The 26339-nt window shown below is 70.6% G+C and carries 19 protein-coding genes and 1 pseudogene; 12 read left to right on the top strand and 8 right to left on the bottom strand.

Annotated elements, in window-relative coordinates; genetic code table 11:
* Positions 1–30 precede the first annotated feature (30 nt).
* On the top strand, positions 31–4272 hold the full coding sequence (locus ABZ893_RS07095) for a HAMP domain-containing protein (protein ID WP_361398076.1): 4242 nt from the start codon (positions 31–33) through the stop codon (positions 4270–4272).
* Positions 4269–4904, top strand: a complete 636-nt coding sequence (locus tag ABZ893_RS07090; protein ID WP_361398073.1) for a response regulator — start codon at positions 4269–4271, stop codon at positions 4902–4904. The genes ABZ893_RS07095 and ABZ893_RS07090 overlap by 4 nt, the downstream gene beginning before the upstream one ends.
* A 47-nt stretch (positions 4905–4951) precedes the next feature.
* Here ABZ893_RS07090 and ABZ893_RS07085 read toward each other — a convergent pair whose 3' ends face one another.
* On the bottom strand, positions 4952–6121 hold the full coding sequence (locus tag ABZ893_RS07085) for a molybdopterin molybdotransferase MoeA (RefSeq protein ID WP_361398991.1): 1170 nt from the start codon (positions 6119–6121) through the stop codon (positions 4952–4954).
* Between the two features lie 507 nt (positions 6122–6628).
* Between ABZ893_RS07085 and ABZ893_RS07080 the strand changes: the two genes are divergently transcribed.
* The 3 genes from ABZ893_RS07080 to ABZ893_RS07070 all read left to right on the top strand — a co-directional run bounded on the left by ABZ893_RS07080 (position 6629) and on the right by ABZ893_RS07070 (position 10814).
* Positions 6629–8920, top strand: a complete 2292-nt coding sequence (locus ABZ893_RS07080) for an FdhF/YdeP family oxidoreductase (RefSeq protein WP_361398070.1) — start codon at positions 6629–6631, stop codon at positions 8918–8920.
* A 73-nt stretch (positions 8921–8993) separates the two neighbouring features.
* Entirely contained in the window at positions 8994–9830 is an 837-nt protein-coding gene (fdhD, locus tag ABZ893_RS07075) for a formate dehydrogenase accessory sulfurtransferase FdhD (RefSeq protein ID WP_361398067.1), read from the top strand.
* 54 nt (positions 9831–9884) lie between these two features.
* Positions 9885–10814 carry a LysR family transcriptional regulator gene (locus ABZ893_RS07070; protein ID WP_361398065.1) on the top strand — a complete coding sequence of 310 codons (930 nt, stop codon included), beginning with the start codon at positions 9885–9887 and terminating at the stop codon, positions 10812–10814.
* Positions 10815–10929: 115 nt separating this feature from the next.
* Here the strand turns inward: ABZ893_RS07070 and ABZ893_RS07065 are convergent, their stop codons facing one another.
* From ABZ893_RS07065 to ABZ893_RS07055, 3 genes are all read right to left on the bottom strand, one after another.
* Entirely contained in the window at positions 10930–11196 is a 267-nt protein-coding gene (locus tag ABZ893_RS07065) for a hypothetical protein (RefSeq protein ID WP_361398062.1), read from the bottom strand.
* Positions 11197–11205: 9 nt separating this feature from the next.
* Positions 11206–13722, bottom strand: coding sequence for an ATP-dependent Clp protease ATP-binding subunit (locus ABZ893_RS07060; RefSeq protein ID WP_361398058.1), 2517 nt, complete (start codon positions 13720–13722; stop codon positions 11206–11208).
* A gap of 161 nt (positions 13723–13883) precedes the next feature.
* Positions 13884–14516, bottom strand: coding sequence for a DUF1345 domain-containing protein (locus ABZ893_RS07055; protein ID WP_361398055.1), 633 nt, complete (start codon positions 14514–14516; stop codon positions 13884–13886).
* A gap of 331 nt (positions 14517–14847) precedes the next feature.
* On the opposite strand from ABZ893_RS07055, the gene ABZ893_RS07050 reads away from it, so the two are divergent.
* Positions 14848–15204 carry a thioesterase family protein gene (locus tag ABZ893_RS07050; protein WP_361398052.1) on the top strand — a complete coding sequence of 119 codons (357 nt, stop codon included), beginning with the start codon at positions 14848–14850 and terminating at the stop codon, positions 15202–15204.
* A 68-nt stretch (positions 15205–15272) separates the two neighbouring features.
* Here the strand turns inward: ABZ893_RS07050 and ABZ893_RS07045 are convergent, their stop codons facing one another.
* The gene (locus tag ABZ893_RS07045; protein ID WP_361398049.1) at positions 15273–16763 is read right to left on the bottom strand and encodes an APC family permease; all 1491 of its coding nucleotides are present in this window, start codon (positions 16761–16763) and stop codon (positions 15273–15275) included.
* Entirely contained in the window at positions 16760–18046 is a 1287-nt protein-coding gene (locus tag ABZ893_RS07040) for an amidohydrolase family protein (RefSeq protein WP_361398046.1), read from the bottom strand. Before ABZ893_RS07040 ends, ABZ893_RS07045 begins: the two co-directional genes overlap by 4 nt.
* 251 nt (positions 18047–18297) lie before the next feature.
* On the opposite strand from ABZ893_RS07040, the gene ABZ893_RS07035 reads away from it, so the two are divergent.
* Positions 18298–18990, top strand: a complete 693-nt coding sequence (locus tag ABZ893_RS07035; protein ID WP_361398043.1) for a GntR family transcriptional regulator — start codon at positions 18298–18300, stop codon at positions 18988–18990.
* An 89-nt stretch (positions 18991–19079) separates the two neighbouring features.
* Here ABZ893_RS07035 and ABZ893_RS07030 read toward each other — a convergent pair whose 3' ends face one another.
* A complete protein-coding gene (locus tag ABZ893_RS07030; RefSeq protein ID WP_361398040.1) occupies positions 19080–20456 on the bottom strand; it encodes an MFS transporter in 1377 nt (458 codons plus the stop codon).
* A gap of 168 nt (positions 20457–20624) precedes the next feature.
* Between ABZ893_RS07030 and ABZ893_RS07025 the strand changes: the two genes are divergently transcribed.
* Positions 20625–21380, top strand: a complete 756-nt coding sequence (locus tag ABZ893_RS07025) for an FCD domain-containing protein (RefSeq protein WP_361398037.1) — start codon at positions 20625–20627, stop codon at positions 21378–21380.
* A gap of 258 nt (positions 21381–21638) precedes the next feature.
* Positions 21639–23015, top strand: coding sequence for a pyridoxal-dependent decarboxylase (locus tag ABZ893_RS07020; protein ID WP_361398034.1), 1377 nt, complete (start codon positions 21639–21641; stop codon positions 23013–23015).
* Between the two features lie 226 nt (positions 23016–23241).
* On the opposite strand, the gene ABZ893_RS07015 is transcribed toward ABZ893_RS07020, so the two are convergent.
* Positions 23242–24801, bottom strand: a complete 1560-nt coding sequence (locus tag ABZ893_RS07015) for an NAD(P)/FAD-dependent oxidoreductase (RefSeq protein WP_361398031.1) — start codon at positions 24799–24801, stop codon at positions 23242–23244.
* Here ABZ893_RS07015 and ABZ893_RS07010 point away from each other — a divergent pair.
* From ABZ893_RS07010 to ABZ893_RS07000, 3 genes and pseudogenes are all read left to right on the top strand, one after another.
* Positions 24746–25422: pseudogene (locus tag ABZ893_RS07010) on the top strand (AraC family transcriptional regulator ligand-binding domain-containing protein); the annotation flags it as partial. The gene ABZ893_RS07015 and the pseudogene ABZ893_RS07010 overlap by 56 nt on opposite strands.
* Positions 25423–25887, top strand: a complete 465-nt coding sequence (locus tag ABZ893_RS07005) for a helix-turn-helix transcriptional regulator (protein WP_361398988.1) — start codon at positions 25423–25425, stop codon at positions 25885–25887.
* An 84-nt stretch (positions 25888–25971) separates the two neighbouring features.
* Positions 25972–26331, top strand: a complete 360-nt coding sequence (locus ABZ893_RS07000; RefSeq protein ID WP_361398028.1) for a DUF779 domain-containing protein — start codon at positions 25972–25974, stop codon at positions 26329–26331.
* Positions 26332–26339: the final 8 nt, after the last annotated feature.

The following is a 26339-nucleotide window of genomic DNA, read 5'->3' as shown; positions in this document are numbered from 1 at the left end:
TGAACTCCGGGCGGAGGGTGGTTCATGGTCATGGGCTCGACCCGGCCCGGCCCGACCCGGCCGGCCACGGCAAGCGACGGACAGTGGATCCGGACGAGTGAGCTGCGCCCACTGCTGGCCGCGATGAAAGCTCTCTGCGACGGCGACTTCTCTGCGCGTACGGACTGGTTCCCGGTATCGGACGGCTCCGCTCCGCAGGATCCGGTGGTCGCGGAGATGGGCGCCGTACTCCAGCAGATCGTCTCGCGGAACGCGCACCTCGCCTCCGAGATGCGACGCGTCCGGCACGAGATCATCCGGCGGGGCCGACTGGACGAGCGGATCTCGGCGAGTCCGGGCGCAGGGACCTGGACCACGAACGTAGAAGCGGCCAACACGGTGCTCGAAGCGCTGGTGGAGCCCGTCTCCAATGCCACCCGTGTCCTCGACGCCGTCGCGGACGGTGATCTCACCCAGCACGTCGACCTCCACGACGGCAGCCGCCAGCTCCGGGGCGACCTGCGGCGCCTCGGCATCGGCGTGAACCGCATGGTGGACCAGCTGTCCCTGTTCACCGGCGAGGTCACCCGAGTGGCCCGCGAGGTCGGCACCGAAGGGCGTCTGGGGGGCCGGGCCAAGGCGCAGGGGCTCTCCGGCGACTGGCTGCACGTGACCGAGGCGGTCAACACCATGGCGTCCCGGCTGACAGCGCAGGTGCGGGACATCGCGGTGGTCACGACGGCCGTCGCGCGGGGTGACCTGACCCAGCAGGTGACCGTGGAGGCCACCGGTGAGCTGCTGGAGCTGAAGCTCACCGTGAACACGATGGTGGACCAGCTGCGGGCGTTCGCCGACGAGGTCACCCGCGTGGCCCGCGAGGTCGGCACCGAAGGACAGCTCGGCGGACGCGCCCAGGTCAGAGGCGTGTCCGGGGTCTGGAAAGACCTCACCGACAACGTGAACTTCATGGCGTCCAACCTGACCTCGCAGGTGCGCAACATCGCCCAGGTGACCACCGCCGTCGCCAACGGCGACCTGAGCCAGAAGATCACCGTGGACGCGCGCGGCGAGATCCTTCAGCTGAAGTCGACGATCAACACGATGGTCGACCAGCTCTCCGCGTTCGCCGACGAGGTCACCCGCGTGGCCCGCGAGGTCGGCACCGAAGGACAGCTCGGCGGACGCGCCCAGGTCAGAGGCGTGTCCGGGGTCTGGAAAGACCTGACGGAGAGCGTCAACTTCATGGCGGACAACCTGACCTCGCAGGTCCGCAACATCGCGCAGGTCGCCACCGCCGTCGCGGAGGGCGACCTCGGCAAGACGATCACCGTGGAGGCCAAGGGCGAGATCCTCGAACTCAAGTCGACGATCAACACGATGGTCGACCAGCTCTCCGCGTTCGCCGACGAGGTCACCCGCGTGGCCCGAGAGGTCGGCACCGAGGGCAACCTGGGCGGTCAGGCGCAGGTGCGGGGCGTGTCCGGGGTCTGGAAGGACCTCACCGACAACGTGAACTTCATGGCGCTCAACCTGACCTCGCAGGTCCGCAACATCGCCCAGGTGACCACCGCCGTCGCCAACGGCGACCTGTCGAAGAAGATCACCGTCGACGCCCGCGGCGAGATCCTGGAGCTGAAGGACACCGTCAACACGATGGTGGAGCAGCTGCGGGGCTTCGCGGACGAGGTCACCCGCGTGGCCCGCGAGGTCGGCACCGAGGGCAGGCTCGGCGGCCGGGCCCAGGTGCATGGTGCGTCCGGCGTGTGGGAGAACCTCACCGACAACGTCAACTCCATGGCGGACAACCTGACTTCGCAGGTCCGCAACATCGCCCAGGTCGCCACCGCCGTCGCACGAGGTGACCTGTCGAAGAAGATCGACGTGGACGCGCGCGGCGAGATCCTGGAACTCAAGTCGACGATCAACACGATGGTCGACACGCTCTCCGCGTTCGCGTCCGAAGTGACCCGCGTGGCCCGCGAGGTGGGCAGCGAGGGCCAACTGGGTGGCCAGGCAAGGGTGGAGGGCGTCTACGGGACATGGAAGCGCCTCACCACCAGCGTCAACGACCTGGCCCTGAACCTGACCACGCAGGTACGCGCGATCGCCAGGGTCGCCAGCGCCGTGACGCAGGGCGACATGTCCGGGTCCATCTCGGTGGAGGCCCAGGGCGAGGTGGCCACCCTCAAGGACAACATCAACCTCATGGTGGCGAACCTTCGTGAGACCACCCGCGCCAAGGACTGGCTGGAGTCGAACCTGGCCCGTATCGCCGCCCTCATGCAGGGCCACCGTGACCTGGTCGAGGTGGCCGACCTGATCCTGCGCGAGCTGACCCCGCTGGTGAACGCCCAGTACGGCGCGTTCTTCCTGGCCGAAGGGGGCGCCGAACCGGGCGAGGACCTGGCGCTGCTCGCGGGTTACGGCACCGGGCAGGAAGAGGGCCGTACTCCTCGTTCCCGGCTCAGCGCCGGCGCGCCCGGCTGGGGGCTGATCACGCAGGCCGCCACGGAGAAGCGGCGCATCCTCGTCGACGCCGTTCCCGCCGACTACATCACCATCAGCTCCGGCCTCGGCGCCGCGGCGCCCGCCAGCATCGTCATCCTGCCGATCCTCTTCGAGGACCGCGTGCTCGGCGTCATCGAACTCGCCTCGTTCAGCCGCTTCAGCGAGGTGCACCTCGCGTTCGTCGACCAGTTCGTGAACACCATCGGCGTATCGATCAACACGATCATCGCCAACTCCCGTACGGAATCCCTGCTTTCGGAGTCGCAGCGGCTCACCGCCGAACTGCGCCAGCGCTCCGACGAGTTGCAGATCACCAACGCCAAGCTGGAGGAGAAGGCTGCGCTCCTCGCCACTTCGTCCCAGTACAAGTCCGAGTTCCTGGCGAACATGTCGCACGAGCTGCGCACGCCGCTGAACTCGCTCCTCGTGCTGTCGCGGCTGCTCGCCGACAACCCCAGCGGTCGGCTCTCCTCCGAGGAGGTGGAGTTCTCCGTCACCATCCACCAGGCGGGCTCCGACCTGCTGCAGCTCATCAACGACATCCTCGACCTGTCGAAGATCGAGGCCGGCCGCATGGACGTGCACCCCAAGAAGCTGCCGCTGGCCAAGCTGCTCGACTACGTGCGGGCCACGTTCCAGCCGCTGTGCGGGGACCGCAATCTGTCGTTCGGGATCAAGGTCGGCGAGGGCGTGCCCTCCGAGCTCTTCTCCGACGAACAGCGGCTCCAGCAGATCCTGCGCAACCTCCTGTCGAACGCGGTGAAGTTCACGTCGTCCGGCGGAGTGGAACTGCGGGTGGATCTCGCGAGGCCCGCGGACTTCGAGGAGGAGACTCTGCGCGACGCGGACGCCGTCATCGCCCTGGCCGTCAAGGACACCGGCATCGGTATCAAGCCGGAGATGCTGAGCGGGATCTTCGAGGCGTTCCAGCAGTCCGACGGGGCCACCAACCGGAAGTACGGCGGTACGGGGCTCGGGCTTTCCATCAGCCGCGACATGGCGAACCTGCTCGGCGGCCGGATCGTCGCCGAGAGCGAGCCGAACGTCGGTTCCACGTTCACGCTCTTCGTCCCCGTGCACTACGCGAGCCCGACCCCGCTGCCGGAATCGCTCCCCACCGGCGCCTCGCAGGCCGTCAGCGGACCGGGCACGCCGGCCGCCCCGACCGAGGGCCGCACCGGTGCGGACGGGATCGACGTGTTCACCACCCCGGAGCCCGACACCCGCGCGCGGACCCGTAAAGCCGACGACATCTACAACCTCGACGACGTCGGCGGGGACGAGGAACCCGCCGGGTGGCCCGAGACGACCCGGCTCAAGGACTGGCTGACCGGCAGCGCCGCCGGGGTGCTGGCCGACCGGCACATCCTGATCGTCGACGACGACATCAGGAACGTCTTCGCGCTGACCCATGTCCTCGGCCGCGTCGGCATCACCGTCAAGTACGCGGAGAACGGCCGCGAGGGCCTCGAAGTCCTCGACAGGACACCGGACGTGTCCCTGGTCCTGATGGACATCATGATGCCCGAGATGGACGGTTACGAGATGATCGCGGCGATGCGGCGCACCCCGCGCTTCGCGAACCTGCCGGTCATCGCGCTCACCGCCAAGGCCATGCCCGGCGACCGCGAGAAGGTCCTTGAAAGCGGCGCCAACGACTACATCCCCAAACCGGTGGACGTGGACCGGCTGTTGTCGGTGATCTGCCGGCTCCTCGACCCGCACACCGCCGTTCCGCCGCCCTCCGACGGCAGCGGCGACGACACCCCGGGGCCGGCGTCATGACCGCGCCGCAGGCGGGGGCCTCCGACAGCTCCAGCATCCTCATCGTCGACGACATGGAGGAGAACCTGGTGGCGCTCGAGGCCGTGCTCGGCTCGCTCGCCCGCGTGGTCCGCGCGCACTCGGGCGAGGAGGCGCTGAAGGCGATGCTGCGGCAGGAGTTCGCGGTCGCGCTCATCGACGTCCTGATGCCGGGCATGAACGGCTTCGAGACCGCCGCCAACATCAAGGGCCTCGACCAGACCAAGGACATCCCGATCATCCTGCTGACCGGTGCGGCGGTGGACCCGAACTACGCGTATCGCGGCTACACGGTCGGCGCGGCGGACTTCCTGGTCAAGCCGTTCGACCCGTGGCTGCTGCGGACCAAGGTGAACGTGTTCCTGGACCTGCATCGCAAGAACCGCCAACTCGCCGAGCAGGCAGACCAGTTGACGCGCCTCCTGTCGGTCGACGTGCCCACGCAGCCTCCCGAGGAACAGCACCGCCTTGCCGACGTCGAGCGCCAGCTCGCCCAGGTGAGGCACATGCTCCGCGAGGGCGAGAAGACGGGCGTGACGGAACCTGACCTCGCCGACCGGATCGCCGTGCTGGAGAAGGCGGTGGGGCGGCTGGTGGAGGGTGCGGGGCGGTAGGGATCCGCCGGGCGCAGCCACACGCCGCCGGCCTCACCGAGTGACCGTCAGCGGCCGGGCACCGCCAGCACCTCCACGCTCGCCCCGGGGAGCGCGCCACCCGGCGGCACCACCGCGAGGCCGTCGGCGAGGACGAGGCCGCGCAGCATCGCCGGGCCGCCGAACGGGAGCGGGGTCACCCCGTGGTCCGTGCGGAGCACGGGCAGGAGCTTGGTGTCCCTCGGGTGCCCCGGCAGCTCGGCGGCCACGGGAACGGGGGACGGCGTCACGTCCGCGTGTCCGCCAAGGCGCCTCAGCAGGGGCGCGGCCAGCGTGACCGTACCGGCGACGGCGGCGAGCGGGTTGCCGGGGAGGCCGACGAGGCGGCGGGCGCGGCCGTCAGCGGCGGGCGGGAGTTCGGCGAGCAGCATGGGGTGGCCGGGTCGTACGCGGACGGAGTCGACGAGCAGCCGGGCGCCCGTCTCGTGCAGGGTGTCGTGCAGGAAGTCCACGGGTCCGGCGGCGGTGCTGCCCGTGGTGACCACGACGTCGGCGACCGAGTCGCGTACGGCTTCGCGCAGCAGTCCGAAGTCGTCCGCGACACGGCGGCTGCCGATGACGTCGGCGCCGCAGTCGCGCAGCCACGGCGGCAGGAGCGGGCCGAGGGCGTCGCGGACACGGCCGTCGCGCGGCACGCCGGACTCCAGCAACTCGTCGCCGAGGACGAGGAGTTCGACGGTCGGGCGGCGGTACACCGTCAGCCGGTCGTACCCGGCGGCCGCCGCGAGGCCGAGGACGGCCGGGGTCACGGTGACGCCGGCCGGGAGCAGCGGCTCCCGCGCGCGGCACTCCTGACCGCGCGGGCGGATGTCGCGGCGCGGTTCCGGCCCGGCGGGGTCGGCGTGCAGCAGGTCGTCCACGACGCCGTGTTCGCGGCGCAGTACGGCCGTCGCGCCCTCGGGCACGCGGGCGCCGGTGGCGATGGGTACGGCGGTGCCGGCGCCCAGGGGTCCGCAGTGATCACCGGCTAGGACGGTGGCGCCGCCCAGCCGCCAGGGGCCGGGTCCGGCGACGGCCCAGCCGTCCATCGCGGAGGTGTCGAACGGGGGCAGATCGGTGAGTGCCGTGAGCGGTTCGGCGAGCGCGTGACCGAGTGCGTCGGCGAGGGTGCGGGTGACGGCGGGCAGCGGTTCCCGTACGCACTCCTGGGCGAGCGAGCGGGCCCGCTCCCACGCCACGTGGGTGCTCGCCTCCCGCGCCACGTGGGTGCTCGTCGCGGGGCTCACGGTTTCCGGGCGTACCACGGTCATACGGTTCCCCCGCTTTTGTCGGGCCCGGCGACTCGGGCGTTCGGTTCGGCCGGCACGGAATTCCTCACGCGGCGACCGTCATCGGAACTTCCAGAGAAGTCGCGGAATGCGAAGAAGTCAAAGCGGAATTCCCCATCACGTGATCGGCCGAGGCTATCAGGACGTAGAGTCCCGACAGGCCTTGCGGGGCAAGGGCTCCCACGCCGATAGGCTGCACCTATCAAGCCATCGGGCACCCCTCTTTGACGCCGACCGCAGATTGTTGGACACTACACGCGCACCGCACGTCGGATAAAAACCGCAGAAGTAGAACTCGAACGGTATCCGTAAAACGGCATCCGTGAATTCGATTCCGCTCCGGGAAATACGGAAAGCGCGAGAGCGCGGAACGCACGGAACTCACGGAACGCACGGCAGGGAGAGGCAGAGCAGAGCATGAGCACCATCGAGGACCCGATCGATGACCTGTCGGTGACCCCGCCGAAGACGTACGCGGCCGGCGTTCCCGCCGTCACCAAGGCGCTGCAGTACTCGCTGGGGCAGACCTCGGTCAAGCGCACCGCTCTGACGCTGCTGAACATCAACCAGCCCAAGGGCATCGACTGCCCCGGCTGCGCCTGGCCCGAGCCCGCGCCGGGCAAGCGCCACATGAACGAGTACTGCGAGAACGGCGCCAAGCACATCAACGACGAGGCCACGTCGCGTCGTATCACCCGCGAGTTCTTCGCCGAGCACTCGATCGCCGAGCTGGACGGCAAGTCCGACTACTGGCTCAACCAGCAGGGCCGGCTGACCGAGCCGATGGTGAAGCGCCCCGGCGCGACGCACTACGAGCCCATCGACTGGGACGAGGCGCTCGGCCTGCTCGCCTCCGAACTCAAGGCGCTGGCCTCCCCCGACGAGGCGCTGTTCTACGTCTCCGGCCGGCTGAGCAACGAAGCGGCCTTCCTGCTCCAGCTGTTCGCCCGCGCGTACGGCACGAACAACCTGCCCGACTGCTCCAACATGTGCCACGAGTCCAGCGGTTCGGCGCTGAACGAGACGCTGGGCACCGGCAAGGGCACGGTCTCCCTCGACGACATCCACGAGGCCGACCTGATCTTCGTCGTGGGCCAGAACCCGGGCACCAACCACCCGCGTATGCTCTCGGCACTCGAGGAGACCAAGCGCAACGGCGGCAAGGTCGTCGCCGTCAACACGCTGCCCGAGGCCGGGCTCATGCGCTTCAAGAACCCGCAGGTGCCGCGCGGCATCATCGGCAACGGCACGGCGATCGCCGACCAGTTCCTGCACATCCGCGCCGGCGGTGACCTCGCCCTGTTCCAGGCGCTCAACCGCCTGCTCCTGGAGGCCGAGGACGCGGCGCCCGGCACGGTCCTCGACCACGAGTTCATCGAGGCCCACTCCACCGGCTTCGCCGAGTTCTCCGAGCACGTGCGGCAGGTCACCTGGGAGCACGTCCTCGAGGCGACCGGCCTGACCCGCGAGGAGATCGAGGAGGTCCACCAGCGGGTCCTGGCGAGCAAGAAGATCATCGTGTGCTGGGCGATGGGCCTCACCCAGCACAAGCACGGCGTCCCCTCCATCCGCGAGGTCGTCAACTTCCAGATGCTGCGCGGCAACATCGGCCGCCCCGGCGCCGGTGTGTGCCCGGTGCGCGGTCACAGCAACGTGCAGGGCGACCGCACGATGGGCGTGTGGGAGCGGATGCCGCAGGCGTTCCTCGACGCGCTGGGCGAGGAGTTCGGCTTCACCGCGCCGACCAAGCACGGTCTCGACGCGGTGAACGGCATCCGCGCCATGTACGAGGGCCAGGCCAAGGTCTTCCTCGGCGTCGCGGGCAACTTCGTGCGGGCCACCCCCGACAGCGCGGTCACCGAGCAGGCGATGCGGGGCTGCCGCCTCACCGCCCATGTCTCCACGAAGCTGAACCGGTCCCACACGGTGTGCGGCGACATCGCGCTGATCCTGCCCACGCTCGGGCGCAGCGACAAGGACTTCCAGAACGGTGTCGAGCAGTTCATCACCGTCGAGGACTCGATGAGCGACGTGCACGCATCGCGGGGCAAGCTGCCGCCCGCGTCGCCGCACCTGCTCAGCGAGGTGGCGATCATCAGCCGCCTGGCGAGCCTGACCCTGGGCGACATGCCGGCCCTGCCGTGGAAGGACTTCGAGGGGGACTACGGCACGATCCGTGACCGTATCTCCCGTGTCGTGCCGGGCTTCGAGAACTTCAACGAGAAGGTGTCGGTGCCGGGCGGGTTCAACCTGCCGAACCCGGCGCGCTCGCGCACGTTCCGCACGGCCAGCGGCAAGGCCGTCTTCACGCGCAACGACTTCACGATGCCGATCGTCCCCGAGGGCCACCTGCTCCTGCAGACCCTGCGGTCGCACGACCAGTGGAACACCATCTGGTACGCGCCGAACGACCGGTACCGCGGCATCCACGACGCCCGCCGCGTCGTGATGGTGAACCCGGCCGACCTCAAGGACCTCGGGATCGCCGACCGCGACATGGTGGACCTGGTCAGCGTGTGGACCGACGGCAGCGAGCGCCGCGCGGAGAACTTCCGCGTCGTCGCCTACCCGGCCAGCCGTGGTTCCGCCGCCGCCTACTACCCGGAGACCAACGTCCTGGTCCCGCTGGACAGCGTCGCCGACATCAGCAACTGCCCGACCTCCAAGGGAGTCGTGGTGCGGCTGGAGCCGGCGAGCTCCGCCGGCTGACCCCCGCCCCTCGCGCGCCGCGCGTCATATCGTCGACACCGTCGGAGCCCCGCTCCGAGATTGGAGCACCACCATGGGACGTGTGACCGCGCGGCGTCGTGTGCTGCGAGTCAGGGACGGCGTGTCCTCGTACCGGCCGGACACCCTGGCCGTCGAGGAGCCGATGGAGATCAGGGTGGGCGGGCGGCCGCTCACCGTGACCATGCGCACGCCTGGCCACGACTTCGATCTCGCGGCCGGGTTCCTGGTGAGCGAGGGCGTGGCGCACGTCGGTGAGGACGTCGCGGGGATCCGTTACTGCGCGGGGGCCACGGCCGACGGCGGCAACACGTACAACGTGGTGGACGTCCTCCTCGCGCCCGGTGTGGCCGCTCCCGACGCCTCTCTCGAACGGAACTTCTACACCACGTCCTCGTGCGGGCTGTGCGGCAAGGCCAGCCTGGAGGCGGTGCGCACGTCGGCGGCGTGGACCGTCGCCGAGGATCCGCTGCGTGTCTCCCCCGAGACCGTGACGGCGCTGCCGGACCGGCTGCGGGAGGCCCAGAAGGTGTTCGACAGCACCGGCGGGCTGCACGCCGCCGGGCTGTTCAGCGCCGAGGGGGAACTGCTGTGCCTGCGTGAGGACGTCGGCCGGCACAACGCGGTCGACAAGGTCATCGGCCACGCGCTGCGCGAGGGAATGCTGCCGCTGCGCGGGACGGTCCTGATGGTGAGCGGCCGGGCCTCGTTCGAGCTGGTGCAGAAGGCGCTGATGGCCGGTATCCCGATGCTGTCCGCCGTATCGGCGCCGTCCTCGCTGGCCGTGGACCTGGCCGAGGAGAACGGGCTCACCCTGATCGGGTTCCTGCGCGGCACCTCGATGAACGTGTACACGGGCGCCGAGCGCCTGGAGCCGGTGCCCGTCGCCTGACTCTCGAAGTCCTCCCGATTGGATTTCCCCCCGGTGCTCGGGTAGACCCGAGGCGTGCTGTTTCGTCAACTCGAGTACCTGGTGGCCCTCTCGCGGGAGCGCCACTTCGCCCGCGCCGCCCAGGCCTGCTACGTCTCCCAGCCCGCCCTCTCCGAGGCGATCCGCAAGCTGGAGGACGAGCTGGACGTGCCGCTGGTCAGGCGCGGCCGCAAGTACGAGGGCCTCACGCCCGAGGGCGAACGCATCGTGGTGTGGGCCCAGCGCATCCTGGCCGACCGCGACGCCCTCAAGGACGAGGTGGGCGCGCTGCGTACGGGGCTCAGCGGGCGGATGCGCATCGGCTGCGTCCCGACCGCTTCCGGCGCGGTGTCCCTGCTGACCGGCCCGTTCTGCGACGCGCACCCGCTGGTGACCGTCGAGGTGACGGCGGACATGCAGTCGCGGGACATCCTCCGGATGCTCCAGAACTTCGAGATCGACGCCGGTGTCACCTACCTGCACGAGGAGCTGGCCGAGAACTTCCTGACCGTCCCGCTCTACCAGGAGCGGTACGTGCTGCTGATCACGGCCGCCGACGATCTGGCGCACCGGACGACGGCCACGTGGGCGGAGGCGTCGCGGCTCTCGCTGTGTCTGCTGACACAGGCCATGCAGGGCCGCCGGGTCCTCGACGAGCTGTTCGCGGAGGCCGGGTGCCGGGTGACGCCCCGGGTCGAGACGGATTCGGTGGCGGCGCTGTTCGCGCACGTCAGGACGGGCCGGTGGGCCAGTGTCGTGCCGCACGCGTGGCTGCACGTGTTCGGCGTCCCGCACGGGATGCGGGCGGTGCCGCTCGTGGACCCGGCCAGGACGGTGCCGGTCGGCCTCGTCGTCACGGCCCGCGAACCGGGCTCGCTCATGGCCCGCGCGCTGATGGAGACCGCCCGCCACACAGACCTGGCGGCCACGCTGGAACGGCTGCCGGACGACCCGGCGGGCAGGTAGCGCGCGGGGCCTTTCGTGGGCGGCGCGTAGATGAGGCGCTCAGGGTCCTCTCGTGGGCGCGTAGGTGAGGCGCCCAGGTCCTCTCGTGGGCGCGTAGGTGAGGCGCCCAGGGCTTTTAGTGGGGGCCCGGTGCGAAGCCCTCGCCCCGGGTGCGGCGGCGGGCGGCGGTGGGCATCTCGCCTCCGTCGACCTGCCGGTCGATCTCCGCGTGCACCTCCTCGTACAGCGCGTCGGGGCCCTTCTCCGTCCTCGCCCGGATTCCCACGGCCCGTTCGTCGTCGCGGGTGCGCCGGTCGAGTACGTCCGGATCGGGCCGCTTCGGCATTCCCCTGCCGAGGCCCAGGTCCATGACGGCTCGGTTGGGCTTGTGGTGGTGGCCCATGTGTCCTCCTCAGTCGGTCCGCCCGGTCTCCGTACCCTCCGCGGGTTCCCCCTTGCGTACGGTGCAGTGGAGGGTGTCGTGCTCCACGTCGGCGACGACGGTGTCGCCCGGCTCGGCGTCTCCGCTGAGCAGAATCGACGCGATGCGGTTGTCGAGTTCGCCCTGGATGGTGCGGCGCAGCGGGCGGGCGCCGAACTCGGGCTGGTGGCCGTGCGCGACGAGCAGCTTCTTGGCGGCTTCCGTGACGTCCAGCGTCATGCCCTGTGCCGACACCCGGCGCTTGCTCTGGTCCAGGAGGTGTTCGACGATCTCCGACAGGTCGTCCTCGTCGAGGGCGTGGAAGATGATGATGTCGTCGATGCGGTTGAGGAACTCCGGCAGGAACCGGGCCCGCAGGTCGTCCATCAGCTCGTCCTTGATGTCGGACACGTCGCCGTGGTGCGCGAGGATGCGGTGGGCGCCGATGTTCGACGTCATGATGACGACGCAGTGCCGGAAGTCGACGGTGCGGCCCTGACCGTCCGTCAGGCGCCCGTCGTCGAGGATCTGGAGCAACGTGTTGAACACGTCGGGGTGGGCCTTCTCCACCTCGTCGAACAGCACCACGCTGTACGGCTGACGGCGCACCTTCTCGGTGAGCTGGCCCGCCTCCTCGTAGCCGACGTATCCGGGAGGGGCGCCGACGAGCCGGGCGACCGTGTGTTTCTCCTGGAACTCGCTCATGTCGAACCGGACCATGTGGTCCTCGTCGCCGAACAGCAACTCGGCGAGTGTCTTGGCGAGTTCGGTCTTGCCGACGCCGGTGGGACCGAGGAAGAGGAACGAGCCGACTGGGCGGTTGGGGTCGCCCATGCCCGCGCGGTTGCGGCGTACCGCCTCCGAGACGGCCGTGACCGCCTCGTCCTGGCCGACGATCCTCGCGTGCATCTCCGCTTCGAGGTTGAGGAGCTTCTCCTTCTCGCTCGCGGTGAGCTGGGCGACCGGGATGCCGGTGCGGCGGGACACGATGTCGGCGATGTCGGAGGCGGTGACGGAGACGACGCCCTCGCGCCGTTCCTCGATGCCCGCGAGTTCGCCCTCCAGCTCGGCGATCTGCTTCTTGAACTCCGACGCCTTCTCGAAGTCCTCGGAGGCCACGGCCTGTTGCTGCTCGCGCCGCAGCTTGGCGATCCGGTCCTCTCGGCTGACGACCTCGGTGGAGCGCCCGGCGCTGCGCAGCCGCACACGCGCGCCCGCCTGGTCCATGAGGTCGATGGCCTTGTCGGGCAGGAAGCGGTCGCTGATGTAGCGGTCGGAGAGTTCTGCCGCCGCGGCCAGCGCGCCGTCGGCGAAGCGGACCTGGTGGTGGGCCTCGTACGCGTCCCGCAGCCCCTCCAGGATCTGCACCGTCTGCTCGACGGTCGGCTCCGGGATCAGCACGGGCTGGAAGCGGCGCTCCAGGGCGGCGTCCTTCTCGATGTGCTTGCGGTACTCGTCGATGGTCGTCGCGCCCACGACGTGCAACTCGCCCCGGGCGAGGGCGGGTTTGAGCATGTTGCCCGCGTCCATGGAACCCTCGCCGGTCGCGCCGGCGCCCACGACGGTGTGCAGTTCGTCGATGAAGAGGATGATGTCGCCGCTGGCGTCCTGGACATCCTGGATGACCTTCTTCAGGCGTTCCTCGAACTGGCCTCGGTACTGCGCGCCGGCCACCATGCCGGACAGGTCGAGCGCGACGACCCGCTTGTTCTGCAGGGTCTGCGGGACCTCGCCCGCCACGATGCGCTGGGCCAGGCCCTCCACGATCGCCGTCTTGCCGACGCCGGGTTCGCCGATGAGGACGGGGTTGTTCTTCGAGCGCCGCGAAAGGATCTCGACGGTCTGCTCGATCTCGTCGGCCCGGCCGACGACGGGGTCGAGCTTCCCGGCCTTCGCGTCCTCCGTCAGGTCACGCCCGTACTCGTCGAGCGTGGTGGCCGGCTTCTTCGGCTCTGCGGGCAACGCTTCCGCGCGGGCCGCCTGGTCCGCGAACCCTTCGAGCCGCTCCGGGTCCATGCCCTGCGCGCGCAGCATTCGCGCGGCGCCGCTGTCGGAGCCGTCCAGGAGCGCGGCCAGGATGTGCTCGGGCCCGATGTACGAGGCACCGGCCGCCTGCGAGTGCGAGTAGGCCGCCTGGAGGGTGCGCTTCGCCGCCGGGGTGAGTCCGGGCTCGGCGGACGGCTGACCCGCCTCCCGCGGCAGTACCGCGGCGACCTGCGACGCGAGCGCGTCAGGGTCCACACCGATTTGGGAGAGCAGCTTCCGGGTGGGATCGACCTTCGTCGTCGCCCAGAGCAGGTGCTCGGTGTCGAGATCGTGGGTGCCGTCCTCCAGGGCCTTCTGCCCGGCCCGGTTCAGGAGTTCCTGCGACGATTCCGTCAGGAGCCGTCCGATCGGTACGCGTTGGACGGCCGGCGGTGAGGACGCGGGCGACATTCCGAAGAACCGGTTGAACAATTCACTGAACGGATCCGAGGAACCGAACCCCGAACCGAAGGACATCGACATGGCCGCTCCTGAAGCGCGCGAGAGATTCCTTCCAGCCAAGCGCGATGTACGGGGGCCCGCAAACGCAGCGAATTTGGTATACCTCTACGCATTTCCGTGCCGGAATCGGGCGGGTACGGGCGCTCCCGGGAACGCCACGGCGCGTCCGGTGACCACGAGTGTCAGCCGGTGACGATGCCCGTGACGAGGTTGATCGTCGTGGCCAGGATGCTGGTGCCGAAGACGTAGGACAGGAGCGTGTGGCGCAGCACCACGGCACGGATCGCGGAACTCCGCACGCTGGTGTCGGACACCTGATAGGTCATGCCGAGGTTGTAGCTGAAATAGAGGAAGTCGCTGTACTTCGGCTGGTCGTCGGAATTGAAGTCGATTCCGCCGACGTCCGTGTAGTAGAGGTACGCGTATCGCGTCGCGTACATCAGATGGAGTGCGGCCCAGGCCATGAAAACGCCGCCGAGTGCGACCGCTGCCGCCGCGTGACCGTTTTGGGAATGGCCCAGCAGGAGCAGCAGCACGGTGGCGGCCAGGCCGCACAGGGCGACGGCGACGATCACGAGTTCGTCGGTGGCGGGCCGGAAGTCCTCGCGCCTGGCGTTGGCCCGGGTGGCCGCGGCGTCCAGGGGCCACAGCACCGTCCAGCCGGCCACGACGAACGCCAGCTCCGTGACGAGGATCGCGGTGAGCACACCGAGCGGGACGTTCTCCGTCAGCGCGACGACCGCACCGGTCACCGCCCCGAGAAACACCGACCCACCCAGCCGGGGAACCGCGGACAGGGGCAGTCTGGTGGTCATGAGCGGTAACAGTAGCCTCCGCTCCGCCAGGTGGCCGCATGATGGGTGAACCGGTGCTCGCCGGCGGCGCCCGGGGTGGTGAGGGCCCGTGCTCGCCCCGCTGCCCGGACCGGTGAGAACCGGTGCTCGCCGTCCCTGCCCCGGCCGGTGATACACACCGGACATGTCCTCTCGCCGTCGTCCCTTTCCCGCTCTGACCAGGCGTGCGCGGCGTCGCGGCCGCCGAGCAGCGCGCGTACCGCCTCCTCGACCGCCTGCACCATCAGCCCTGAGGAACCGGGCTGGACCGCCTGAAGTGCTGGTCAGGGGTGTGGGGCGCTAGCGTGGCGGGATGCGCAACGAAGTAACAGAGGCCCATACCGCGACGGCGGTGGGCAGTGGTGACGTGCCGGTTCTCGCCACTCCGTGGCTGATCTCGTGGATGGAGGCGGCCACCGTCGAGGCCGCCGGGCCCTTCGTCTCGGAGGGCCAGACGACGGTGGGGACCGGAATCCGTATCCGGCATCTCCACGCCACGCCCGTGGGCGGACAGGTCGACTGCGTCGCGGAACCGCCCGCCGAGGCGGACGGCCGGAAACTCACCTTCCGCGTCCGGGCCGTGGACGGCTCCGGCCAGCTCGTCGCGACGGGCGAGATCGACCGGGCGATCGTCGACCGGGAGCGCTTCCTCGCGGGTGCGACGGCGTAGAAAACGAGTGAGGGAGGTGTGCGGGGAAACTCCCCGCACACCTCCCTCAGTGCTGAGCCCGGAGCGCGTCAGTCCCGTTCGACGTCCACGTTCGTCAGCTTCGCGTACCGCTGCGGGTCCTTGCTCCGGATCCGCAGGGCGATGCCCATGCCGGCCACGAGCACGATGGGCAGCGGTGCCAGGAGTACGGCGTTCACCGTCCAGGACGCGCCCGTCAGCAGGTCGAAGTTCCAGGCCGCGAGCACGGTCAGGAGCGCGAGGCCCGCGAACGCGATCAGCGGGGACCAGACGACGCGGGCCGCCGACAGGCCGCGCCGGTCGTTGCGGAAGAACGCCCACACGGCGAGGGCCGCCAGCGCCTGCATCAGCATGATGCCGAGGACCGCGATGCTGTTCGTCCAGATCAGGACCTGGGAGAACGGGTCAGCGGCCAGGACGGCGCCGATGACGATCACCAGGATGTTGAAGCCGGTCTGCGCGCCCACCGCGACACCCGGGGAGCCCTGCTTGGCGGAGACCACACCGAGCTTGCGCGGCAGGAGCCCCTCGCGCCCGAGGGCGTACAGGTACCGGGCGCCGGCGTTGTGGAAGGCGAGGGTGGCGGCGAAGGCGCTGACGACGACCAGGGCGTGCATCGCGTCCGACAGCCAAGCTCCGACGAAGACCTCGCCCGCCTTGAAGGTGATCTCGGGGCCGGCCGCGGCGCGGGCCATGGCCACCGCCTTGTCGGTGCCGAAGGCGCCCATGATCAGCCACACGCCGAGGGAGTAGAACACCGCGAGGAAGCCGACGGCGATGAACGTGGCCTTCGGAACGGTGCGGCTCGGCTCGCGCGCCTCCTCGGCGTAGATCGCCGTGGCCTCGAAGCCGGTGAAGGCGCCGATGACGATGACGAACATGCCCGCGACGCCGCCGGAGGCGAGCGTGCTCGGGTCGAAGGAGTGCAGGTCCATGGCGGCGGTGCCGCGATGGCCGAGGATGCCGCCGTCCATGATGAGCAGCGTCAGGACCTCCATGACCAGCGCGATGCCGAGGACCTTCGCGCTGAGGGTCACCCGCAGCCAGCCGAGGACACCCACGAGCAGCACACAGACGCCGGACAGCGACCACCACGGGATGTTCGCCCCGGTCGCGTCGTGGATCGTCCCGGACGCGAAGTAGCCGAAGGCCGCCGCCACACCGGGGGTGATGAGGTTGTACGAGACCACGGCGACGTAGGCGATACCGACGCCGAGCGTGCGGCCGAGGCCGCGGGCGACGTAGGCGTAGAAGGCGCCCGCGTTGCGCACGTACATGCTCATGGCCGTGAAACCGGCCGCGAAGAAGACCAGCAGCGCGCCCGAGATCAGGTAGCCGAGCGGGGTGCCGGCGCCGCCGATGGAGATGGCGAAGGGCGCCACACCGGCCAGCACCGTGAGGGGCGCGGCCGCGGCGACGACGAAGAAGACGAGGTCGAAGGTGCCGATCTGGCCCGAGGTGAGACCGGTGCCCGGCTCCTCGCCGGCGGTGCCGGCCGCCGCCGTGGCGGCGGAGTCCTTCGTGGACTGCTGGATGCTCATCGTTCTCCCTGCACGGCGAAGGCGTCGCCGCCCGGTATGGCGAAGGCGGGGAAGTCCGCCTCCGGTGTGGGACCCACGACCCGTCCGTCATGCAGGACGAGCAGGCGGCGCGGGTGGGCCGCGACCGCTTCCTGAACGCTGCTCGCCGCGATGACGACGAGGTCGGCGCGGCAGCCGGGGGTGAGGCCGTAGTCGGTGAGGCCGAGCGCCGCCGCGGCCTCGTCGGTGATCATCGAGGCGGCGAAGCTCAGTTCGTCGTCCGTCATCAGGTCGCCCTGAAGGCCGATGATCGTGGCGCGCTCGAGCATGTCCGCGGTGCCGTAGGGCCACCAGGTGTCGCGGATGTTGTCCGAGCCCGCGAAGACCCGGACGCCCTGCTCGCGCAGGCGCAGCACGGGCGGCATGGAGGTGCGCGGCCCGTTCGTCATGATCGTCACGCCGGCCGCGGCGAGGGCGGCGGCCGTGCGGTCCAGTTCGGGCCCGTCGACATCGCCGAGGGCGAAGGCGTGGCTGACGGTGACCTTGCCGTTCAGGCCGAGGGCCGCCGTCCGCTCCGCGATGGCGCGGAGCTGCGCGGTGCCGCTCTCGCCGCCGTCGTGGAGGTGGATGTCGACGCCGGCGCCGTGCCGCTCGGCCAGGCCGAAGACGACGTCGAGCTGGCCGTCCACGTCACCGTCGAAGCCCGCCGGGTCGAGCCCGCCGATCAGGTCGGCGCCCTCGGCGAGCGCCGCGTCCAGGAGGTCGGCGACGCCGGGCGCGGTCACGACCCCGCTCTGCGGGAACGCGACGATCTGCATCCCGAGGCGGTCGCGGAACTTCTCGCGTACGTCGACCAGCGCGTGCAGCCCGCTCAGGCGCACCTCATGGTCGATGTCGACGTGCGAGCGCACATGGCCGGTGCCCAGGGACACCATGCGGTTGGCCAACGCGGTGGCCCGCACGGCCACGGGTACCTCGAGGTCGATCGCGGCGCGCAGGGCCCGCTCGTTGGCGATGTGCTCGCCCAGGGTGTCCGTGGGGCGGTGCGGCTGCCAGGGCGCGCCGAGCAGCGTCTTGTCCAGGTGCGCGTGACCGTCGACGAGCGCGGGGAGGACGAGGGCGCCCTCGACGTCGACGACGCCGGGCTCCGGGTCTCCCCCGTGACCGCCGGCCGGCGCGTCCACCACGGCGGTGACGCGGCCGTCGGCCAGGTGCACGTCGGCGCGCCGGCCGTCGGGCAGCGTGGCGTTCCGCAGGGCCCGGGGGGCGAGCGGGATCGACGAGGTGTCGGCGCGTTGCGACACGGGCTTCCTCCAACTGGTTCGTATGACGCCCGACACGATCAGCCGGTCGGTCGCGACTGGCGCGTTACGCTGCTGGTGAGCGGCGGGCAACGACAAGCTAGCTGGTATACCGAATACCAGGCAATGGTTCTCCGCCCTACGAAATCCGTTGTCTTTTCCGTGGCCTGAGATGATCAACCGCGGTCTGCGATGATCAGAGGCAACCCGGGGCGGGCCACGGCCGCGCCCCGCGATCCACCGGAGAGGACTCGATGACCACCCGCCCTGACCGCCGCCCCACGATCGGCGAGAGCCACCAGTCCCTGCGCGAGCGGGTCTACGTGGAGCTCCGCGAACAGATCATCGAGGGGACGTACCCGGCCGGCCGGCGCCTGGTGGAACGCGAGCTGGCGGAGCAGCTGGGCGTCTCCCGCATCCCCCTGCGCGAGGCCATGCAACGGCTGGAGCGCGAAGGGTTTCTGACGGTGCAGGCCCGCCGGGGCTCCGTCGTCACGGACTTCGGCGCGGAGGACGCGGCGTATCTCTTCGACGTCCGCGAGAACCTCGAAGGGCTTGCGGCGGGGCTCGCCGCACGCCATGCGACGGCCACTCAACTGCGGGCGATGGAACGGCTGTTGACACGCAGCCGCAAGGCCTCGGACGCGGGGAAGCTGCGTCAGGCCGTGGCCCACAACGCGGACTTCCACCAGCAGATCGTCGAGGCGTCGGGGAACCCGCTCCTCCAGGAGATGATGGCCCCGCTGGACGCCCGGGTGCGCAGGCTCTTCCGGCTGACGTCCGAGATAAACGACGGCGACCCGATGTGCGGGGAGCACGAGCGGCTGTACGCGGCGATCCGCGCCCGTGACGCCGCTGCCGCGGAGGAACTGGCGCGGCAGCATGTGGCGGGGACGCGGGACGAGGCGCTGCGGTATTTCGCGGAGCCGGAGCCGGAGCCGGGGTGACTTGGGGGGCGCCGGACATGCGTCCACCGGCAGCCAGGTCTTGCGTCGGCTGCCGGCGGATGTCCGACCGGTGAAGGCAGTACCCGTATCTACTCGGCCGGTGCGGCGGCGGCCTGGGGCAGCGCCTCCCTCTCCTCTGCTTGCCCGGCGACCCCGGCGCTCTCGGTCGGCCCCTGCCGGAACGCCGCGAGGCAGCCCGCGCTGACCAGCGCCATCACGGCGAAGGCGACTGCGACCGGGACCCACGAGTTCCCGGCGGCGCTGAACAGCCAGGTCGCCGCGGCCGGGGCCAGCGTGCCGATGAGCCCCGCCGTCTGGAAGCTCATGGACAGGCCCGTGTAGCGCACCCGGGGAGCGAACCAGCCGGATATGAGCGTGCCGATCGAGGCGTACGCGATGGTGCTGGCCAGCATCGGGAGACACATCGCCAGCCAGAGTCCGGGCACGGAGCGCGTGTCGGCGAGCCAGAACATCGGGAACGCGACGACCAGGTGCAGCAGGATGCCGGTCAGGGTGACGCGGCGCAGGCCGAGCCGGTCGGCAACGATCGCCGCCAGCGGGGTGCACACGATGACGACCACGGATGCGGCGGTGCCGGCGCCCGCCACCTGCGAGTCGGTGAAGCCGAGTTCGGTGACGGCGTACGTCGACATGAACGTGACGACGACGTAGTAGCCGCCCACGGTGATGAGGAACGCGCCGGAGGCGAGGAGCCAGGTCTTCCAGGCGTCGCGGACCACGGCGATGAACGGCGCCGCCTGCTTCTCCTCGGCGGCCTCTGCCGCACGCGCGGCCTCGAACTCGGGTGACTCCTCCATGGACCTGCGGATGACGATGCCGACCAGGACGAGGACGGCGGACAGCAGGAAGGGCACGCGCCAGGCCCAGCCGACGAGGGCGTCATGACCGGCCAGGGCGGCGAGCGCGAAGACGCCGGTGGACAAGAAGTAGCCGACACCGTCGCCGACTTGGGGGAAGGAGCCGAAGAACGCGCGGCGCCGGGGCGGGGCGTGTTCCACGGCGAACAGCACCGCGCCGCCCCACTCGCCGCCGACCGCGAGTGACTGGACCATGCGGATGAGGACGAGCAGGAGCGGCGCGGCGACGCCGATCGTGGCGTAGCCGGGGAGCAGGCCGATGCAGAAGGTGGCGCCGCCCATGAGGGTCATCGACCAGATCAGGGCGCGCTTACGGCCGTAGCGGTCGCCGATGTGCCCGAACACGATGGCGCCGAGCGGGCGTCCGAGGGAGCCGACGAAGAGCGTCGTGAACGACATGAGCGTGCCGAGCGCCCGGTTCATCTCGGGGAAGAACAGCTCGGGGAAGACGAGGGCCGCGGCGGTGGCGTAGATGCCGAAGTCGTACCACTCGACGCTGGTGCCGATCATCGAGGCCCCGGCGACCTTCCAGGGGCCGGACCGGCGCCGGGGCACCGGGTCCGTAGCGCCGCCTGCGACTGTGCTCATGTGCGTACTCCTTCACCGCCGACAATTGGGTTCGCCATGGACCCAAAAACTGGGGGCGACGCTAAGCGGGCCTCTTGGGGCTGTCAATAGGGTTCACGCCAAGTCCAATACGATGGCGGTCCGGGGCATGACGGGACGCGCGTGACCTGTGAGCTGGGGAGAGGGCCCGTGAGCAAGAGCGAAAGTCGTGACGAACGGACGGCCGGAATGCGCCAGGCGGCGTCGCACGCCGTGGTGGCCGAGGCGCTCCGCCAGCGCATCGCGCTCGGCGGTTTCGGGCCGGGCGACAAACTGCCGACCGAGCGGGAGCTCTCCGCCGTGTTCGGCGTGGGGCGCAACACCGTGCGGCAGGCGGTGCGCGAACTGGCCGAGGAAGGGCTGGTCACGACCACACTCGGGCGCAGCGGCGGCACTCGCGTGGCCCGCCCCGGCGGCGAGAGGTCGCGGGCCGCGATCACGGCGACGATCCAGGCCTCGCTGCGTGACTACATGGAGTACCGGCTCGCGATCGAGCCGTACGCGGCACGCCTCGCGGCCGAGCGCGGGGCGGGGGCGGCCCGCCGTAACCTGGTGGCGATGCTCGACACGGAGGTCGCGGACCTGGGCGAGTACCACCGCGCGGACACCGGATTCCACCTGGGCATCGCGTCCGCCGGCGGCAACGAGGTCCTGGCGGAGGCGGTGACGCGGGCGCGTGCCGAGATGTTCGTCGGGGGCAACGCCTTGTGGCTCGGATCGGACTGGAGCCGCGTGTACCCGACGGAGCGGGACTTCGGCGCAGCGTTCCGGGAGGAGCACGAGGCCATCGCGCTCGCCGTGCTGTCCGGCGACGGAGCGGCGGCCGAGGCACGGATGCGGGACCACCTGCTCGACTCGCACCGCCAATTCCTCGCGCTGCTCGACCAGTTCGCGGGGAACGACTGAGGTGCGGCTCGACCAGTTCCTGGGGAACGACTGAGCTGCGGCGCGACCGGTTCACGGCGAACGACCGATCCGGGGCTCGACCAGTCCGACCAGCCCTCGCCGGGACGGCACGTTCCGAGTGACGCCGTCGATTGACGCGCACCTGGTGAACGCCTACTCTCCGAAAAGGATCCGACTGGGACCCAAATACGGGCCCCGCAACTGAGCCACGTACCACCACCGGCCCGACCCGGCTGCGCGCGACAGGAGAGACGCCCCGTGCACTCTTACGACGAGGACCTCACTCGGCAGGTCATGGACCACCTGCTGCACCGACTCCGGCTCGACCAGCCGCCGCTCGGGCGCCTCGGCGACCACGAGGAACTGTGCCTGGCACTCAAGGACGCGATCGGATCCGCTCCCCGGCCCCCGGCCGACGTGCTCCGCACCTACACCGAGTCCCTCGAACCCACCGTCGTCTCGTGCGACCACCCGGCCTTCCTCGCGTTCATACCGGGCGCCCCCACCAAGGCCGCCGCCCTGTTCGACATGGCGCTCTCCGCGTCGTCCCTGCACGGCGTCTCGTGGCTGGAGGCGTCCGGCGCGGTCGCGGCGGAGAACCAGGTGCTCCGCCTGTTCGCCGACCTGGCCGGGATGCCCGCCTCCGCCGGTGGCTGCTTCGTCAGCGGCGGCTCCGCCGGAAACCTCTCCGCGCTCGTCGTCGCCCGCGACACCGGCCGGCACCGGCGCGGCCTGGACGAGCGCGCCCCCGTCCGCATCGCGGTGAGCGACCAGGTCCATTCCTCGGTCGGCAACACGCTCCGCATCCTCGGCGTCGAGGCGCTCGTCGTACCCACGTCCGACCACCGCCTCACCGGTGAGGCCCTGCGTGCCGCCCTCGACGCCGCCGAGCAGGACGGCGGCGCGCCCGTCGTCGCAGCCGTGGCGACCGCCGGCACCACCAACGCCGGCATCATCGACGACCTCGAAGGCGTCGCCGAGCAGGCCCGCGCCCGAGACCTGTGGCTGCACATCGACGCCGCGTACGGCGGCGCCGCGCTCTTCGTCCCGGAGCTGCGCGAGCGGCTGCGCGGCATCGAGCACGCGGACTCCCTCGTGGTCGACCCGCACAAGTGGATGTTCGCGCCCTTCGACTGCGGCGCGCTGCTCTACCGCGAGCCGCGCCTGGCCCGCGCGGTCCACACGCAGGACGCGTCGTACCTCGACGCCATCCACGGGGCGGACGGCGCCGACGACGAGACCGAGTGGAACCCGAGCGACTACGCGTACCACCTCACGCGCCGCCCGCGCGGGCTGCCGCTGTGGTTCTCGCTCGCGGTGCACGGCACCGACGCCTACCGTGACGCGGTCGCCAAGGGAGCCGACATCGCGCGTCGCACCGCCCGAATCGTCGAGGAGACGGAGGGTCTGGAGCTGCTGCGCGAGCCGGAGTTGACGGTGGTCCTCGTCCGCCGCACGGGCTGGCAGCCGGAGGATTACTACGCCTGGTCCAAGCGGCTGCTCGCGTCAGGGACGGCCTTCGTGACCCCGAGCGTCTGGGAGGGCGAGACGGTCGCGCGCCTCGCCTTCCTCCACCCGGGCATCACCGAGGAGACCGTCCGCGCGATCCTCGGGTCAATGGTCGACGAGGGCTGACGCGGCGCCGGGCCGCGCGTGCCGGCGGGAACCCACGAAGGTCTCCCCCGGCACCGCCGCCCGGCGCACGCCGAGCGCTGACGCGACCCCGGGCGGCGCGTGCCGGCGGGAGCCTCCAGCGCCGCCCGGACCACGTCACCGCACCAAAGCCCCACACCGTCACTGCCCCAGCCCCGCCCGGCACCGTCACCTCCCCGCACACCACCCCCAGCGCCGCCGGCGCCCGTCACCGCACCCGCGCCACCGCCCGCCTCTCCCCCATAGCCCGCCGCGCCGCCTGCACTCTCGCCCCCGGCGTCGGCGCCAGCGTCCGGTGCAGGTTGGTCCGCAGTGTCGACGCCGCGTCGAGCACGTAGTTCTGGCGGACCTTCCACGGGCTGCGGTCGCCCTGCCTGGGGAACGCGTCGATGGAGCGCTGGACATAGCCGGAGGCGAGGTCGAGCAGGGGGCGCGCGTTCAGGGCACTGGTCGGCCTCGGTTCCACCGCCGCGTAGTCGTAGCGGCGCATGTGGTTGAGGACCTTGCAGACGAGGCGGGACGTGAGGTCGGCGCGCAGGGTCCAGGACGCGTTGGTGTAGCCGATGCACACCGCGAAGTTGGGGACGCCGGTCATCATGGCGCCGCGCCACACGAACTGGCGGTTCAGGGCTACGGGTTCACCGTCCACGCTCGGTGCTATGCCGCCGAAGGCGAGCAGCTGGAGCCCGGTGGCGGTGACGACGATGTCGGCCTCCACGACGCGGCCCGACCGCAGCCGGACGCCCTCGGGGACGAAGCGGTCGATGTGGTCGGTGACGATCTCGGCGTCGCCGGACCTGAGGGCCTTGAACAGGTCGGCGTCGGGCACCGCGCACAGCCGCTGGTCCCACGGGTCGTACGTCGGCGTCAGGTGTTCGTCGACCAGCCGGTCGTCCTTCGCCATGCGCTTGTTGAGTCCGGTGAGCACGCGCCGCGCCGCCTTCGGACTGCGCTGGCAGAACTGGTAGAAGCCGATGCCGAACAGGATGTTCTTGCTCCGCACCAGCTGGTGGGCGGCCCTCTCGGGCAGGACAGCCCGGACCCGGTCGGCCAGCTTGTCGCGCGAGGGCAGTGAGCTGATCCAGGTCGGGGTGCGCTGGAGCATGGTGACGTGGGCGGCGGTCCGCGCCATCGCGGGGACCAGGGTGACGGCGGTGGCACCACTGCCGATGACGACGACGCGTTTGCCCGCGTAGTCCAGGTCCTCGGGCCAGAACTGCGGGTGCACGATCGTGCCGGCGAACGAGTCGGCGCCCTCGAAGTCGGGGGTGTGGCCCTTGTCGTAGTTGTAGTAGCCGGCGCACGAGTAGAGGAAGTCGCAGGTGACGGTGGAGCGGGTGCGGTGCCCGGTCTCGTCGGTGTGTTCCAGCATGACGGTCCAGCGCGCCGTCTCGGTCGACCAGTCGGCGCCCACCACCTTGGTGCCGTAGCGGATGTGCCGGTCGATGCCGAACTCGGCGGCGGTCTCCTTGATGTAGCTGAGGATGGACCCGCCGTCGGCGAGCACCTTGCTGCCCAGCCAGGGCTTGAAGGCGTAGCCGAGGGTGAACATGTCGGAGTCCGAGCGCACGCCCGGGTAGCGGAACAGGTCCCACGTCCCGCCCATGGACTGCCGCGCCTCGGTGATCGCGTACGAGCGTTCCGGGCACTCGGTCCGGAGCCGGTACGCGGCGCCGACACCGGACAGTCCGGCGCCCACGACGACTACGTCGATGTGTTCGGGCCGGTCGGCGGATTCCGCGGTGCTGGAGTCTGCGGTGTGCGTCATGCATCCCAGTGTCCGGACACACACCCGGCAGGAATTGACCCGGGACGACAGATCTTTGACCCTGTACGACATGTCGGTGATCAGATCTGCGGGGTTGCGCGGCTTTCGCGCCACGGTGGCGGAACTCGGCGGTGACGCCGAGTCGTACGCCCGGCAGGCCGGCTACCCTCCGGCCGCGCTCGACGCGGACGATCTCCTCGTACCGGAGGAGGCGATGGCGACGGTGCTCGAACTGGCCGCGGCCGACCTCGGGTGCGCGGACCTCGGGCTGCGGATCGCCGCACGTCAGGACCTGGGGATGCTCGGTGCGCTGGCCCTCGCCATACAGAACTCCGACACGCTCGGCGACGCCCTGGAGTGCACGACCCGCTACCTCTTCGTCCACGCCCGCTCGGTGCACCTCACTCTGGAGCCCGACCCGTACGGCACCCCGGGCATGGCCGCCCTCCGTTACGGCGTGCGTGCCGGAATCGACGCTCCGCCCCAGGCACCGACCTCTCCCTGGGCTTCATGCACCGGGCGATCATGTACCTCGTCGGCCCGTACGGCCTGGGCTCGGTGGAACTCCCCCACCCACTGTTCGCCCCGCTCTCCGTGTACGAGGATTTCTTCGGCGTCCCCGTGAAAGGTGACCGCCCTGCCGCGCTGCTCCGCGTCCCCCTCAGCCTGGCCAACCGCTCGCTGCGCGGCGGCAACACCCGCCTGCGCCACCTCGCTCTCGCGTACCTCGACGAGCAGTTGCCGAAGGAGTCGACGGATGTCGTCGGCAGCGTACGGGCGGTGGTGGAGCAGTCGCTCGGTACGTCGCCGCCCGAGATCGGGGCAGTCGCCGGGCTGCTCAACCTCCACCCACGGACGCTGCAACGGCGGCTGCGCTCCGCGGGCACGACGTTCGCCGAGGTCGTCGACGACCAGCGGCGCGCCGCCGCCCGCCACTACCTCACCGCCACCGACCTCCCTCTCGGCCAGGTCGCCCTGCTCCTCGGCCTATCCGAACAGTCGGCGCTCAACCGCTGCTGCCGGCGCTGGTGGGGAGCGACCCCCCGGGCGGTCCGCCTCGGAAGGGCGGGCGGGGAGGCCGTATAAGGCGCGGGCGCAACCTTCCTGCAACGTGGCGGGGAGTTGACTGGGGCCTCGCGACATCGGTGCAGCGGACGGAAGGAGCCTGCCGTGAGCGAAGAGGCCCCGCGTGTGGAACTGACCCCGGCGGCCGCCGACCTGGTGCGGCGACTGAGTACGGCCCACGGTCCCCTGATGTTCCATCAGTCCGGCGGCTGCTGCGACGGCAGCGCTCCGATGTGCTACCTGGAGGGCGAGTTCCGCACGGGTGGCAGTGACGTACTGCTCGCCTCGCTCATCGTGGACGGTGTGGCGGAGCCGGTCGCCTTCTGGATGTCGAAGAGCCAGTTCGAGGTCTGGAGCCATACGCGGCTGATCGTGGACGTGGTCGAGGGCCGGGGCAGCGGCTTTTCTCTGGAAGCACCCGAAGGTGTACGTTTCCTCATCCGTTCCCGGCTGGTCGGGACATAACGGTCACA

The sequence above is a fragment of the Streptomyces sp. NPDC046821 genome, assembly GCF_040645335.1.
GTDB lineage: Bacteria > Actinomycetota > Actinomycetes > Streptomycetales > Streptomycetaceae > Streptomyces.
This window is presented reverse-complemented; position numbering and strand designations above follow the sequence as displayed.

Coding starts and splice junctions, on each gene's coding strand:
- ABZ893_RS07095 (WP_361398076.1), top strand. CDS start 31: ATGGGCTCGACCCGGCCCGGCCCGACCCGGCCGGCCACGGCAAGCGAC.
- ABZ893_RS07090 (WP_361398073.1), top strand. CDS start 4,269: ATGACCGCGCCGCAGGCGGGGGCCTCCGACAGCTCCAGCATCCTCATC.
- ABZ893_RS07080 (WP_361398070.1), top strand. CDS start 6,629: ATGAGCACCATCGAGGACCCGATCGATGACCTGTCGGTGACCCCGCCG.
- fdhD (WP_361398067.1), top strand. CDS start 8,994: ATGGGACGTGTGACCGCGCGGCGTCGTGTGCTGCGAGTCAGGGACGGC.
- ABZ893_RS07065 (WP_361398062.1), bottom strand. CDS start 11,196: ATGGGCCACCACCACAAGCCCAACCGAGCCGTCATGGACCTGGGCCTC.
- ABZ893_RS07060 (WP_361398058.1), bottom strand. CDS start 13,722: ATGTCGATGTCCTTCGGTTCGGGGTTCGGTTCCTCGGATCCGTTCAGT.
- ABZ893_RS07055 (WP_361398055.1), bottom strand. CDS start 14,516: ATGACCACCAGACTGCCCCTGTCCGCGGTTCCCCGGCTGGGTGGGTCG.
- ABZ893_RS07050 (WP_361398052.1), top strand. CDS start 14,848: ATGCGCAACGAAGTAACAGAGGCCCATACCGCGACGGCGGTGGGCAGT.
- ABZ893_RS07045 (WP_361398049.1), bottom strand. CDS start 16,763: ATGAGCATCCAGCAGTCCACGAAGGACTCCGCCGCCACGGCGGCGGCC.
- ABZ893_RS07035 (WP_361398043.1), top strand. CDS start 18,298: ATGACCACCCGCCCTGACCGCCGCCCCACGATCGGCGAGAGCCACCAG.
- ABZ893_RS07030 (WP_361398040.1), bottom strand. CDS start 20,456: ATGAGCACAGTCGCAGGCGGCGCTACGGACCCGGTGCCCCGGCGCCGG.
- ABZ893_RS07015 (WP_361398031.1), bottom strand. CDS start 24,801: ATGACGCACACCGCAGACTCCAGCACCGCGGAATCCGCCGACCGGCCC.